Source organism: Ruegeria sp. BHSA118 (assembly GCF_059613405.1).
This window is the reverse complement of sequence record NZ_JBXWSM010000091.1, coordinates 1-13,741: the sequence shown is the minus strand read 5'-3', so window position 1 is coordinate 13,741 and position 13,741 is coordinate 1. Positions and strand designations below refer to the sequence as shown.

Sequence of the window (13,741 nt, the reverse complement as noted above, 5' to 3'; positions counted from 1 at the left end):
TCCAGATCACCGTTGGTGTTTTACCGGTTCCACCAGCGTTGAGGTTGCCGATACAGATCACGGGCACACCCGGCTTTTCTCCGGCCTCCGAGGCGATCCTTCGGGCCGTTGCCGCTGCATATAGGCGCCCCAACGGCGCCAGCAGACGCGCCCTCAGATCCGGTTGGTCCGGGGTCGTGTTCCAGAAATCAGGTGCCCGCATGATCCGCACTCCGCTGATCCAGAATATCCTGCACCATTTCGATCAGGGCGTCAGCCTGCGGTGCGCCTTCGGTCAACAACTGCCACCCCGCCAACGCCATGTCCGCAGCTTGATCCGGCGCCAGAAGCTGCACAACGGCGTCGCCCAGTTCGGTTGCCGTTTTAACCGCTTTGGCAGCGTTCACCTGTTGCAGGCTGGAATAGAATTCCTGATGGCGGTGCACATATGGTCCGAACATGATCGCAGACCCCAGCGCGATTGCTTCGGACGGGTCCTGACCGCCCGCGCCGCGTTCCAGCGAACTGCCCATGAAGGTTACTGGTGCCATGCGATGCCACAGGCCCAGGTTTTCGGGGTCCGATGTCAGGACGACCTGAGTGGTATCTTCGATCATGTCCCCTTCATCCCAGTTGACGCAGCGCAGGTCCATCGATTCCAGCCGCCGTCTCAGCGGCATGACTTCCGGCTCGTTTGCCACGTGCAACACCAGAACCAGCCGATGCAGCATCCGCAGCGCCTGACGGTGGGCTGTCAGAACCGAGATGAATTCTTTGTCCTGAACCCATGCCGCCAACCAAACGGGGTGCCCGGCAAGCGTATGAGTGGTCTCGATAAGTTCGTCTTCTGGCCAGGGCCGGGGGTTGGGGCTGATCCGCAAAGGCGGTGATTCCGCAACTTTTCCGGATTGGATGCCGAGGCGGCGGATCTGTCGTGCCGTCTCGGCGGATGGCGTGAGAATCTTGCGGAAACAGTCAAAGGTCACCCGTGTGATGTCCGGCAACCAACGGGCGTGCCGGGACAGTGTGACGCTGAATCGGGCGTCGAACAAGACCAGCGGTATCGCCTGTTCGTCAGCGCGCGTGACAATGTTGGGCATCAGGTTGCCACCGACCCACAACCCCATGTTCGGACGCCAGTATTCGATAAACTCGCGGGCTGCTCCACTCTGTTCCTGTGGCAGGTTGATCAAAGGGAACTTGCTATCCGGCCAGTAGGACAAATCCTCATCCGGGGGCGCTGTCAGCAGGAAGTTCAGCTTGGCCCTGACCTGTGACAGCCGACGACAGAAGTCGGTCACAGCCCGCAGCCGATCCGGGGTGGCAACATGGATCCATAGCAACTCACCCTCGGGGCGCGGCGGGTTGGATTGCGGCGAAACCCCGTTGCGCAACCCCCATGACAACACCCTGTAGGCGGCCAGGCTGAGTGAGCGCGGTTTGCTCATGTTCCGATTCCCGGCCCGGCCGGGTCCAGCAGTGCCGACAGTTGCTGATGAAGCGAGGCGCTGGCGGCGATCACGCCGTTCAACCTTGGATGTATGTTGTTGAAGATCAGCCGTTGACCCGTACGGTCGGAACAGACGCCGCCGGCCTCTCGGATGATCAGGTCGCCGGCGGCAATGTCCCATTCCCAACTGGGGCGCAGGGTCAGCATGCCATCGAACCGCCCCTGCGCGACTAAAGCCATGCGATAGGCAAGCGACGGGCGATATGCGCGTTCGAATTCTGGTGCCTGCGCATGGCGCCAGTGCCGTGCGTCAAGGTTCGGCTTGGCGGCCAGAATTTCTGATTGCAAAAGCTCTGCGGTGTCCGAGGTCGTGATCGTCTCACCATTGAGAGTCGCGCCCCGACCCTGGGCCGCCGTATACAGCAAATCCCGCATCGGTAGGTAGATGACCGCCGCCGTCACCACGCCGTTATCGGCGACGGCTATGGAATGCGCCCAGGTGCGCGCGCCTTCTGCAAAGCTTCGGGTGCCGTCGATCGGATCAATGATAAAGGTGCTGTTGCGGTCCAGCCGGTTGGTGGAATCCTCGGATTCCTCACTGAGCCAGCCATAGCCCGGTCGCGCCGAACACAACCGCTCCTCCAGCATCGTGTTCACGGCAAGATCCGCCTCGGTCACTGGCCCGGCGCCATCGGGTTTGTCCCAGCGCTGTGCTTGCGTTCCGGAATAACGCGTGGCGATCTTGCCGGCCTCTAGCGCCGCCTCGATCAGCAGGGGCAGGTCAGTTGCCGGCAAGTGTCATTCCTTCGATCAGAAGCGACGGAACCACGCGCGACAGGTATGGGCGGGCATCGTTCGCCGGGATGATCCGGCGCAGCATGTCCCGCAGATTGCCCGCGATGGTGCATTCATTGACCGGATGCGTGATCTCGCCATTCTCGACCCAGAACCCTGATGCACCCCTTGAATAGTCACCGGTATTGGGGTTGATCGTCGATCCGATCATGGATGTGACCAGCAACCCGGTTCCCATATCGCGCAGCAGGTCGGCGCGGCTTTGGTCCCCTTGTGTCAGGCTCAGGTTCCAGTTGCTTGGCGATGGCGGACCCGAGACCCCACGAGTGGCATTTCCCGTGGACGCCATGCCCAGTTTTCGCCCGCTTGACAGGTCCAGCGTCCAGCCGGTCAGAACACCGTTTTCCACGATTGCCCGGCGTTGTGTCGGCAAACCCTCGGCATCAAAGGGGCGCGAGCCCGAGATACGTGGCCGGTGCGGGTCTTCGATCAGGGACAGGTGCGCGGGCAGAACGTCCTGCCCCAAACAATCCTTGAGCCAGGATGCGCCCCGCGCGATTGCCGCGCCATTGCTGGCGGCCAGAAGGTGGCCGATGAGCGAAGACGAGATCCGTTCGTCGAAGAGCACCGGAAAACTTCCCGTCTCAGGTTTGCTCGCACCAACCTGTTGCACGGCGCGTTCGCCTGCTGTGCGCCCGATTTCTTCCGCGCTGCGCAGGTCGGATTGGAACGTCCGGCTGTCGCCGTCATAGTCCCGTTCCATCCCAGTGCCTTCGCCCGAAATCGCAACACAGGAAACCGACCGGCTGCTGCGCGCGTACCCGCCGGTGAACCCGTTTGTCGCGGCCAGATGCACATGGTGGGTTCCGTAACTTGCGGCCGCATCCGATACCTGAGTAACGCCGGCGACGTCCAGCGCTGCGGCCTCGGCCGTCAGAGCATCCTGCATCAGGGCTTCGGCAGACGGGGCCGGGGCGGGGTCTGACAATTCCAGTGACTCTATGTTCCAGTCTGTGACAAGCTGGTCCTTGGCAGCCAGCCCGGAAAACGGATCTTCGGGGGCTTCCTTGGCCATCGCGACAGCTCGTTCCGCCATGGCGCGCAGGGTTTCAGGGCGGCTGTCGGAACTGGACACAATGGCGGATCGTTTGCCCAGAAACACCCGCAATCCCAGATCAGTCCCCTCCGAGCGTTCGGCATGTTCCAGCGCGCCGCCCCGCACTTCGACGGAAACAGAGGATCCGTCGATAACGATGGCATCCGCCGCGTCCGCGCCTGCCTTGCGGGCCACGTCAAGCAAGTGATGGCTGATTTCTTCTGGTGAGCAGGTCATGAGGCCTCCGGGTTGATTGCCAAGGACCTAGCCTTGGACCGCCCGTCTCGCAAGACCTGTGACCAGATTGTGCGTTGAGGATCGTGGTGAACCCGTGCCGTTTCAGAGGTTTGGGCAAGGGTTGGCAGGGCAGAGAAAGGGCCGCATGTTGCGCGGCCCTTTCCGTTTATTGTCACTTGATACGCTGACCATTCGCCAGGATCTGGCCGTCTTCGGTGAACTCGATCTTCGAGTTCAGTGTGTCCGGTTCTTCGCCCGGCACTGCCATCAGACCCATCATCATGCGGGCACCCAGCGCGTCTTCGTCCGAGATGATTCCCATACCGATCAGTGTGTCGATCAACTGGTTGGCGCCAACCAGCTGAAGGTTCGCCACGCCGCTTGGGCTGGGCAGGCCATCAAACTCTTCGGTATTGGTGTTGTCGAAAGCAAAATCTCCGTCACCGGTCAGTTTGGCGCCAACCAGCGAAACCAGCAGTTCGTTGATCTTCAGCGAGTGCAGTTCCCCCGGCGCTTCGTCGGATTCGACGTCGATTTCAGGGTCGAAGATATTCATCAGCACTTTTGCGGTTCCCGTCGCATCCAGCGCAATCGTCGCCGGATCACGCGGCAGCGCGCCAGCAGGATCGAAAATGCCCCACAATACGTCCGACATGGTGAAATCGGTCAGGTTCAGCCCAAAGCCGAAGGGTTGAACCTCGTCCGATTGCTGGATGGGGAATTCGAAGTTCAGGCCCGCCTTGGCCATCGAAAGTTCGATCGGGAACGGCAGGCCCGCCGTGGTAACGGCCATCTTCGTGCTGTTCTGGTCAATGTCATAGACGATGCGCTCTGCATCGATGCTGGCTGCAAAACGCCCGCCTTCGGACGTGCTGTTCATCGAGAACGCCTGACCTTCGCTGGTCCCGCTCAGATCTGTGCTGCCCGCGGCATAGGTGAAGGTGCCGTCAAACGAGAAACCAGCCTTGTAAAAGGCTTCGGGGTCCGAAAAGTCAAAGTCCGGCGGGACCACGTTGTTGCCTTCAAATGCCAGTTGATCCAGTTGACCGTTGATCACCCCGTTTTCGCCGCTTTCAGGATCCTGAAAGTTCAGATCATAGGATAACATGGCTGCGTTGAACGTCTGACTGATGTTCCGATTGTCGCCGATCTGCATCCGCGAGCTGCCGGACAGATCGCTTGCTTGGACATCGATGCCAAACACATCATTGGGCAGAGCCTCACCATCCACTTCAATCGAATCCAGTTTCACGCCCAGATTGTCAGCCTTATAGTCATAGGTCATGTCGTCCGGTGTGCCTGACACGACCATGTTCAGTTGGCTGTGGGAATAGGTGACAGTGGCTGCGAAGTTTTCATCTTCGGCCTGACCGGTGATTTCCATGGGAAAGCTTTCCGGCAGGTCAATGGTAACGGTCCCGTCACCATTTTCGGTCAGTGTCATTTCTGGCATGACCATCTGAAACTGTCCGTCCTCTTCGGGAAGGGCCACTGAAAGTGTCATGTTGGAAATCGTGGTGACGTCGCCCGAGGTGCTTTCGTCTCCTGTGACGGTGTAACCCATCGAGGTGAAATAGCTCTGCCAATCGGACCAGACGTCATCGGCCGACAGGTCGGCAAACGCCCCTTGGGTGGCAACGGCATAAGCCAGGGCAGCGCCGCAGCTGCGGCGAAGGAAAACGGACATAAGGTAACCCTTCTTGATCAATTTGTGGCGCATGGTCGGGTTTGTGGCGGGTATCGTCAAGGGGGCAAGGGCTGGACCCTTTCCCCGTTTACGCGTTACGGCTGTAGCCGACAGAGATTGCAATGCGTGAGGAAGGGTAAATGCAGGGAAAAACTGTTCTCATAACCGGGGCCAGCCGAGGAATTGGGGCCGAGGCAGGGCGCGTTTTTGCCGCAGCCGGCGCCAATGTCGCACTGCTGGCTCGCAGTCAGGATCTGATTGACGCTTTGGCGGCCGCATTGGGCGATCAGGCCATCGCATTGGCCTGTGACGTCAGCGATTTCGCGCAGGTGGAACAAGCCGTGGCCACATGCGTGGACCGGTTCGGTGGATTGGATGTTCTGATCGGCAATGCGGGTGTGATCGATCCGATCTTTCATCTCTCGAATGCTGACACCGAGGCGTGGAGCAAGGCCATCGACATCAACCTGAAAGGTATTTTCTACGGGATGCGCGCGGCATTGCCGGTGATGCGGGCTGCGGGAGGAGGGAGCATTCTGACGATCTCGTCCGGTGCCGCGTCGAACCCGGTCGAAGCCTGGAGCCATTATTGCGCCTCGAAGGCCGGGGCCAAGATGCTCACGGAATGTCTGCATCTGGAAGAAGCCCATAATGGTATTCGCGCCATGGGCCTGTCACCGGGGACGGTGGCCACCGATATGCAGCGGTCGATCAAGGCCAGCGGCATCAATCCCGTCAGTCAGCTGGACTGGGATGTGCATATCCCAGCAGATTGGCCCGCGCGGGCGCTGTTGTGGATGTGCTCGGATGATGCCGATGAATTCCTTGGCACTGAAATTTCGCTGCGGCTTGAAGACATTCGCAAACGGGCCGGGCTGATATGATCGATTTGACCAAAGAAGGCGGCCTGTGGACCGTCACGATCAACAATCCCGGCAAGGCGAACGCCCTGACGGGGGCCATGCTGGCGGAACTGGCCGAGATCACCGAATCCGCGACAGAGGCCAAGGCGTTGATCCTGACCGGCGCGGGCAAAGTGTTCAGCGCCGGGGCAGATCTGGACGAAGCGCGCGCCGGTCTGGCCAAATCGGATGTCTGGGAAAGGCTGTCCGGCGCCATTGCCGCGTTGCCCTGTCTGACCGTTGCCGCACTGAACGGCACTTTGGCAGGCGGGGCCAACGGTATGGCGCTGGCCTGCGATCTGCGCATTGCCGTGCCGTCGGCCAAGTTCTTCTACCCGGTGATGAAGCTGGGGTTTCTGCCGCAACCGTCCGACCCCGCGCGGTTGGCGGCTTTGGTCGGACCGGCAAGGGCCAAGCTGATCCTTATGGCGGGTCAGAAAATCACCGCGCAGGAGGCGTATGAATTTGGCCTGGTGGACCGGATTGTCGATCCCGATCACCTGATGCAAACCGCACGCGATCTGGTGGCCGACAGCGTCAACGCCGCCCCCGAGATCGCGGCGGGAATCGCAAGGTTGTGTTCATGAGGATGTCGGCCCTGCGGCTGCGGGTCGCCGACCCGGACCGACTTTCGGCGTTCTATCGCGATGTTCTGGGCATGTCGGTACGCATTGAAGGCCCTAACCGCCGCGTGGGCTATGACGGCGCAGACGCAGACATTTTGATGCTGCCGGGTGGAGGAGGGTACACCCATGACAAGGGGCAGCGCTACTGGAAGATCGGGATCACCGTTCCGGATGTCGATCTTGCTGCGGCTCATCTGCGCAGGTTTGACGTTCCAGTGAGCACGCCGAACCAGTTTCTGGACATCGGTTACATGTGCCATCTTGCGGATCCCGAAGGGTTCGTCATCGAGCTGCTGCAACATGATTTCGAAGGCAACCGGCCGCCGCATGCCGCGGACCCCGAGGCGCCTTTTGCGCAGGCTCGGATCGGTCAGATTACCCTTCGAACCGGCGATATTGCCGCCGAAGACGCGTTCTGGCGCGCCCGGGGCATGTCGTTGCTGTCAATGCAGGAGATCGCCCCTTACGGCTTTGACCTGCATTTTTATGCCTTTACGGACGAAACCCCGCCCAATCCTGATCTTTGGGCTGTTGAAAACCGCGAATGGCTGTGGAAACGCGCCTATACGACGTTGGAGTTCCAGCATGTTGCGGGCGCACAATTCGCCCATGTGCCGGACTTTCAAGGTATCGTGATCGAAGGCCTGCCCGAGCCACTGACAGATACTTTCGGCGGCCAGATCCTGCCGGGTTGATCAGCGCCCGCGCCGCTTGCCCGGAACTTTCGAACGAAACCCGGGTGGGCGTTTGCGGACCCAAGCCAGAAATTTCTCGAGCCTTGGATGCACGCGCAGGGCCTCGACCGTGTTGAAACTGCGTGCCAGTTCCGCTTCGGTCAGGGTGGCGTGCACCTCTTTGTGGCAGATCTGATGCAGCAGAACGGTAGGTCCGCCCTTGCCTCCTTTGAGTTTTGGGATCAGATGATGCAGGCTGCCACCCCCGTCAGGGATCGGGCGGCCGCAAAGCGGGCAGATCGGATCGCTGTTCGTCATGGTGATGTGAAACTTGCGCCTGTGACGGGCGAAGGCAAGAGGGTGCGAATGGCGCAGGCAGTGGTGATCGGAGCGGGCCCCGCAGGGTTGATGGCGGCCGAACAGCTGGCCGCAGCCGGGCATTCCGTGTTGGTGGCCGAGGCCAAACCTTCGGTCGCGCGCAAGTTCCTGATGGCCGGGAAATCGGGGCTGAACCTGACCAAGGACGAGCCGCTTGATGACCTGATCCGCGCCTATGGTGAAGCGGCGGATTGGTTGCGCCCGATCATGTCTGACTTTGATGCCGAAGCTGTTCAGTACTGGGCGCGCGGGTTGGGGCAGACGCTGTTTGTCGGCTCGACGGGGCGCGTGTTTCCCCAAGCAATGAAGGCCTCGCCCTTGTTGCGGGCCTGGTTGGCACGATTGGGCAAGGCCGGGGTCGAAATCAGGACCCGCTGGCGTTGGACTGGCTGGGATGGTTATGTGCCGGTGTTTGACACTCCGGACGGGCGGCGCAGTGTTGCGACGGATGTCACCGTGCTGGCACTGGGCGGTGCAAGCTGGGCCCGCCTTGGCTCGGACGGTCACTGGGCGCAGATATTGGCCGGAAAAGACGTGGCTTTGGCGCCATTTGAACCTGCAAACTCAGCCATTTCCGTTGATTGGAGCCCACATATGCAGCCCCATTTCGGGGCCGCATTGAAATCGATCCGATGGATGGCAGGCGACTTGGAGAGCCGAGGAGAGGCTGCGATTTCCAGGACCGGTCTGGAGGGCGGAGGGCTGTATTCGCTGACACCGGCCTTGCGCGCGGGGACACCATTGTTTGCTGATCTGAAGCCTGATCTGGACCAGCAGGCTCTGCTGGCGCGTTTGTCTGCGAAACAGTCGAAGACAACGCTGTCCCAGTGGATGAGAAAATCGCTGAACCTGTCCGCTCAGAAAATCGCCCTGTTTCATGAAATGTCAACGCGCGGCGGCCACTCTCAATCTGTGCAAGGGAGCATGTTGAAAAAGCTGCCTATCCGGCATGCCGGTCTTCGCCCGATGGACGAAGCTATTTCGACCGCTGGTGGTGTCAAACGGGCAGCGCTGGATGGCGGGCTGATGCTGACAGCGCTGCCGGGTGTGTTCTGCGCTGGGGAAATGCTGGATTGGGAAGCCCCAACCGGGGGTTATCTGCTTACGGCTTGCCTGGCGACCGGGCGCTGGGCCGGTCGGTCCGCCGCTGACTGGCTGGAAAAGGCCGCATGACCTAGCGGGATCGCGCCAACATCGCCAAACGGATCATCGCGCGTTCCACCAGCGCCATGGCAGGAGCTGTCTGCCCGGCGGAGCGCAGCGCCAAATCCGTATCCGTCAGAACCGTCAGCGCGGTTTGCAGCTTGGCCGCCCCCCAACCCTGTGCCTGTCGCAGGATACGGTCACGCCGCTTGCCGTAAACCGGCGGACGCAGCTTGCCGATGCCCTGCGCAGCACCACCGGGATCGGACGCGCAGGCATAGAGTGTCCGAAAATGCCGCATTGCTCCGATGCACAGAGTCACGCCGTTGGTGCCTTGCGCCTGCAACCTCCGGATCAGCGGCCCGATCTCACCGGCGCGACCTTCGGCAACGACGTTGAGAACATCATCCAGCGCCGCCTCGGTCGAGCGCGGAGCGCAGGCCTCGATATCTTCGATTGTCAAATCAGAGCTGTCACCGCGTTTGTATAGGGACAGTTTTTCAACCGTTTGCGCGAAATCACCGGGGCTGAGGCTGACGGCCAGTTCGCTGATTGCAGACATGACATCCCGGGGCACGTTTTTCATACCCGATGCGGCAAGAACCCGTTCGACTTCGGCGCGTGAGGGCGGGTCGTCATAAATGCCAACCGCATAGGCGGCAGGGTGGCCTTCGAACGCCTTGCGGATTTTCGAGCTGGGTTTCAATTGCCCCGCGGTCACGATGATCTGGGCGTCTCCGGGGGCCCAATCTTCGAGCGCGGCCAGAATTGCTGGCGCCGCGGTTTCGGTTGCGTCTTCCACGAAAACGGCACGTGGGCCGGGAAAGAAGCCGACCGCCTTGACCGCGTCCAGCAGCAGGGCGGGATCACCACGCAGATCGCCACCGGGCATGCGGGTCAGGCGCATTTCTTCTTCGGCTTGGGGGCCGAGCAGAGCGGCCAGCACCTGTTGCCGCTTGAGCGCAACCCGCATCGCATCCGCGCCATAGATAAGCAGCCCGGTCTTGTCCGCGTCCGGCTTGGCAAAATACCCCTCAGCCTCGCGCGGGCTCAGCTTCATGCGGCCAGATCCGGTGTGGCGTAAAGACGGTTCATGATCTGACCCGACAGAATCATCATCAGCCGTCTCTTGGCATCGCGCTCATCCGCCAAGGTGGAAACAGTTGATCCTGCGGCAGAATATGACACGAAATCCGCCACCGAGCCCGAGGCGATGATCTGACCGGTTGCGTTGGACCGCAGCGTGTATTGCGCGCGTCCGTCGATGGTGTAGCGTTGCGTTTCGTTCGTAGTGGTGATTGCTGCGCCACGCGTTACGGTCGAAACCTGAACATCCAGCTTGTAGTCGTTGACCGACCCGGCGCTTCGCCCCAGTTGCTGTTCCAGATCTTGGACCAGCAAAAAGCTTTCCACGGTGTTGGGCGCTGACACCTCGACGCGGCCATACAAGGCCGAACCCGATCCGCCAGGTGCATATACGGGCTCAAAGCCGCAGGCGGCCAGCGCCAGCGGCATCAGCAAAAACGTTCTGCGATCAAACGACAACATTCACAATCCGGCCCGGAACGACGATCACTTTCTTCGGCGCATTCCCTTCCAGCGCCTTTTGAACAGCTTCGGTGCTGAGCGCAATTTTTTCAACCTCGGCTTTGTCCAGATCCTTGGCCACGCTGATTTCCGCGCGACGCTTGCCGTTGATCTGGATCGGTAAGGTGACGGTGTCATCAACCAGCATCGTCTCGTCGGCGATGGGCCATGGCGCAACGGCCACAAGGCCTTCGCCGCCCTGATGGGCCCAGATATTTTCCGCCAGATGTGGTGTCATCGGCGACATCAGCTGTGCCAGCGTTTTGATGGCCTGCTTTTGGGCCGCAGCACCTGCTTTGGATTTCGCCAGGGTGTTGGTGAAGGCATAAAGCTTGGCGATGGCCGCGTTGAAGCCAAAGCTTTCAACACCCAAGGTCACATCGCGGATGGTTTTGTGCATCTCGCGCAAAAGCTCCTCATCGCCTTGGCCCGTGGCGTTCGGGTCCATGGCGCCGATCTTGTCGCAGAGATTCCAGACACGGTTGAGATGTTTATACGCGGCCTCGGCCCCCGCAGCCGTCCATTCCACGTCCCGTTCGGGTGGCGAATCGGACAGCACGAACCAGCGCGCGGTATCGGCGCCGAAGGCCGAGATGATGCTGACCGGGTCGACAACGTTCTTCTTGGACTTTGACATCTTGGCCGAAGGGATGATCTCGACCTCTGTGCCGTTAGCCAGTTTCCCGTCTGTGACCTCCTCGGGCAGGTGATAGACCGGACGACCGTTTGCATCGCGGGTCTGGTAGATCTCGTGCGTCACCATGCCTTGCGTGAACAACGCGTCGAAGGGTTCGATGGCTTTGTCCGGCAAATGCCCGGTGATGTTCATCGCCCGCGCAAAGAAGCGGGAATAGAGCAGGTGCAGAATCGCGTGTTCGATCCCGCCGATATACTGGTCTACATTCATCCAGTACTCGGCCTCGGCCAGATCGGTGGGCGTTTCCGCGCGCGGGGCGGTGAATCGGGCGAAGTACCAGGACGAATCGACAAAGGTGTCCATCGTGTCGGTCTCGCGCTTGGCCGGCGCTCCGCATTTCGGGCAGGAACAATCGCGCCACGTCGGGTGGCGGTCCAGCGGGTTGCCCGGTTTGTCGAAGGTGACATCATCGGGCAGGCGTACCGGAAGGTTCTCTTTCTTTTCAGGGACCACACCGCAGCTTTCGCAATGCACGACGGGAATCGGACACCCCCAATAGCGTTGGCGGCTCAAGCCCCAGTCTCGCAGGCGATATTTCGTGACCCCTTCGCCCCAACCGGCTTTTTCTGCGAAATCGATGGTGGTGTTGATCGCCTCATCGCCTGTGGCTTCGGTCAGGCCCGCGAAATGGTTCACCCAGCGGACTTTCTCGGTCTTTGGCGGGACAAAGGCGATCTTGTCGACCGGAGTGTCATCGTCCAGCGCAAAGAATGTGTCGACCACGGGCAGGCCGTATTTGCGGCAGAAATCAAGGTCGCGCTGGTCATGTGCGGGGCAGGCAAAAATTGCGCCGGTGCCGTAATCCATCAGGATGAAATTGGCGATCCAGACCGGCAGTTCCCAGTTCGGGTCCAGCGGGTGCTTGACGCGGATACCGGTGTCGAAACCCAGCTTTTCGCCGGTTTCGATGGCCTCTTCCGTGGTGCCGCCCTTGCGGCATTCAGCAACGAATTCAGCGACTTCCGGGTTCTCGGCCTCAAGCTGTTTGGCGATCGGGTGATCGGGCGAGATCCCCACGAAGGATGCGCCCAGCAGCGTGTCGGGGCGCGTCGTGTAGACAGTGATCGGTTCCCCACCATCGATGCGCTCGAACCCGAATTGCAGGCCGCGCGACTTGCCGATCCAGTTTTCCTGCATCAGCCGAACCTTGGCGGGCCAGTTTTCCAGCGTGTCCAGAGCGTTCAGCAGTTCTTCGGAATAATCCGAGATCTTGAAGAACCACTGCGTCAGCTCGCGCCGTTCCACCAGCGCGCCCGAGCGCCAGCCGCGCCCGTTTTCCACCTGTTCATTGGCCAGAACGGTCATGTCCACCGGATCCCAGTTGACCACGGCGTTCTTGCGATAGACCAGCCCGGCCTCGAGCATGTCGAGGAACAGCGCCTGCTGCTGGCCGTAATATTCCGGGTCACATGTGGCGAATTCACGGGACCAGTCGATCGACAGACCCAGCGGCTTCATCTGGGCACGCATGTCGGCGATATTGCCATAAGTCCACTCTTTGGGGTGGCCGCCGATCGCCATGGCAGCGTTTTCCGCCGGCATCCCGAACGCGTCCCAGCCCATTGGATGCAGAACATTGTGCCCGGTGGCCAGCTTGTGCCGCGCGATGACGTCGCCCATCGTATAGTTGCGCACATGCCCCATATGGATTCGGCCGGACGGGTAGGGGAACATCTCAAGCACATAGTATTTCGGCTTGTCCGCCTTGTGGTTGGCGGTGAAGATTCCTGCCTTGTCCCAGGCCTCTTGCCATTTTGCTTCGATTTCGGTGGCCGAATAGCGCGACATTGTGCGGTCCTTCGTGAATGAAAACGCCGGGTAGGAACCCGGCGTGGTATTAGTGTGATTTTCGGCGGAGTGCTAGAACTTGTTGTCCGCGATGCGCAGCTGACGGGCGCGGGACAGAATCGCATCCTCCACCGCACGGGTTGTTGCCGCGCTTACCGGGGAACCTCCGCTGGATTGCAGAGCGACGGACAAAGACCGGGCCGCAAGCGCCGGATCACTGATGTGTACGGTCGCCCTGTATGACCGTCCTCCGCCCGGAGGAGTGCCGTAACCTGTTACGATCACTCCGGTAAACGGATCGACCTCTTGCACCGGCAGAAAGTTCAATATGTCCAGAGAAGCTGCCCACAAGTACCGGTTTACATTGGTGGTCTGCTCGGCCGTGCTGCGATCGAAAATGTCCCACAGCGTCGAACGTTCAGGATCGTTCAGCTCGCGTTCATCGGAATTACCGCTGGCGGGATTGGGGGAATATGTCGAAGTGCTTCGATTCTGCCCGCATGCCGCAATAGTGGTGGTCAGCATGATTAATCCCAAAATCGTAGGCAGGCGCATTGTCAGCAGGTCCTGTTTCACTTGTTGTGCAGTATTCAGGGCATACTCCTAGCCAAGGACCCTCGCTGCAACAAGCCTATTCTTCTGAAATGTAAGCGTGCCCGCCTTATCCGGGCGAAAAGGAACTGTGGCATCCTTGCACCAATC

General features: G+C 60.5%; 14 protein-coding genes. 4 read left to right on the top strand and 10 right to left on the bottom strand.

Annotated elements, in window-relative coordinates:
• From AC2FNN_RS19550 to AC2FNN_RS19530, 5 genes are all read right to left on the bottom strand, one after another.
• A partial coding sequence (locus AC2FNN_RS19550; protein ID WP_496760113.1) for a tetraacyldisaccharide 4'-kinase occupies positions 1-202 on the bottom strand: 202 nt, incomplete at its 3' end.
• Positions 189-1,427, bottom strand: coding sequence for a 3-deoxy-D-manno-octulosonic acid transferase (locus AC2FNN_RS19545; RefSeq protein ID WP_496760112.1), 1,239 nt, complete (start codon positions 1,425-1,427; stop codon positions 189-191). The genes AC2FNN_RS19545 and AC2FNN_RS19550, both read right to left, overlap by 14 nt.
• Positions 1,424-2,224, bottom strand: coding sequence for an inositol monophosphatase family protein (locus AC2FNN_RS19540; RefSeq protein ID WP_496760111.1), 801 nt, complete (start codon positions 2,222-2,224; stop codon positions 1,424-1,426). The genes AC2FNN_RS19545 and AC2FNN_RS19540 overlap by 4 nt, the downstream gene beginning before the upstream one ends.
• Positions 2,211-3,557: a TldD/PmbA family protein gene (locus tag AC2FNN_RS19535; protein ID WP_496760110.1), complete on the bottom strand. Its 1,347-nt coding sequence runs from the start codon at positions 3,555-3,557 to the stop codon at positions 2,211-2,213. Before AC2FNN_RS19535 ends, AC2FNN_RS19540 begins: the two co-directional genes overlap by 14 nt.
• 172 nt (positions 3,558-3,729) lie before the next feature.
• Positions 3,730-5,244 (bottom strand): DUF2125 domain-containing protein, encoded by a 1,515-nt coding sequence (locus AC2FNN_RS19530; protein ID WP_496760109.1) that lies wholly within the window; start codon positions 5,242-5,244, stop codon positions 3,730-3,732.
• A gap of 140 nt (positions 5,245-5,384) precedes the next feature.
• Between AC2FNN_RS19530 and AC2FNN_RS19525 the strand changes: the two genes are divergently transcribed.
• Genes AC2FNN_RS19525 through AC2FNN_RS19515 form a run of 3 tightly spaced genes read left to right on the top strand, consistent with a single transcriptional unit; the run spans position 5,385 to position 7,467 of the window.
• Complete coding sequence (locus AC2FNN_RS19525; protein WP_496760108.1) at positions 5,385-6,128, top strand: SDR family oxidoreductase; 744 nt, start codon at positions 5,385-5,387, stop codon at positions 6,126-6,128.
• Positions 6,125-6,733: an enoyl-CoA hydratase/isomerase family protein gene (locus AC2FNN_RS19520; protein WP_496760107.1), complete on the top strand. Its 609-nt coding sequence runs from the start codon at positions 6,125-6,127 to the stop codon at positions 6,731-6,733. Before AC2FNN_RS19525 ends, AC2FNN_RS19520 begins: the two co-directional genes overlap by 4 nt.
• Positions 6,730-7,467 (top strand): VOC family protein, encoded by a 738-nt coding sequence (locus AC2FNN_RS19515; protein ID WP_496760106.1) that lies wholly within the window; start codon positions 6,730-6,732, stop codon positions 7,465-7,467. Before AC2FNN_RS19520 ends, AC2FNN_RS19515 begins: the two co-directional genes overlap by 4 nt.
• Here AC2FNN_RS19515 and AC2FNN_RS19510 read toward each other — a convergent pair whose 3' ends face one another.
• Positions 7,468-7,764, bottom strand: coding sequence for an HNH endonuclease (locus AC2FNN_RS19510; protein ID WP_496760105.1), 297 nt, complete (start codon positions 7,762-7,764; stop codon positions 7,468-7,470).
• A gap of 48 nt (positions 7,765-7,812) precedes the next feature.
• Here AC2FNN_RS19510 and AC2FNN_RS19505 point away from each other — a divergent pair, with 48 nt between their 5' ends.
• Positions 7,813-8,997, top strand: a complete 1,185-nt coding sequence (locus AC2FNN_RS19505; protein ID WP_496760104.1) for a TIGR03862 family flavoprotein — start codon at positions 7,813-7,815, stop codon at positions 8,995-8,997.
• A gap of 1 nt (position 8,998) precedes the next feature.
• Here AC2FNN_RS19505 and holA read toward each other — a convergent pair whose 3' ends face one another.
• The 4 genes from holA to AC2FNN_RS19485 form a co-directional block, all read right to left on the bottom strand.
• Entirely contained in the window at positions 8,999-10,027 is a 1,029-nt protein-coding gene (holA, locus tag AC2FNN_RS19500; protein WP_496760103.1) for a DNA polymerase III subunit delta, read from the bottom strand.
• Positions 10,024-10,515, bottom strand: a complete 492-nt coding sequence (lptE, locus tag AC2FNN_RS19495; RefSeq protein ID WP_496760102.1) for an LPS assembly lipoprotein LptE — start codon at positions 10,513-10,515, stop codon at positions 10,024-10,026. Before lptE ends, holA begins: the two co-directional genes overlap by 4 nt.
• A complete protein-coding gene (leuS, locus tag AC2FNN_RS19490) occupies positions 10,502-13,039 on the bottom strand; it encodes a leucine--tRNA ligase (protein WP_496760101.1) in 2,538 nt (845 codons plus the stop codon). Before leuS ends, lptE begins: the two co-directional genes overlap by 14 nt.
• A 72-nt stretch (positions 13,040-13,111) precedes the next feature.
• The gene (locus AC2FNN_RS19485; protein ID WP_496760100.1) at positions 13,112-13,594 is read right to left on the bottom strand and encodes a DUF3576 domain-containing protein; all 483 of its coding nucleotides are present in this window, start codon (positions 13,592-13,594) and stop codon (positions 13,112-13,114) included.
• Positions 13,595-13,741 lie beyond the last annotated feature (147 nt).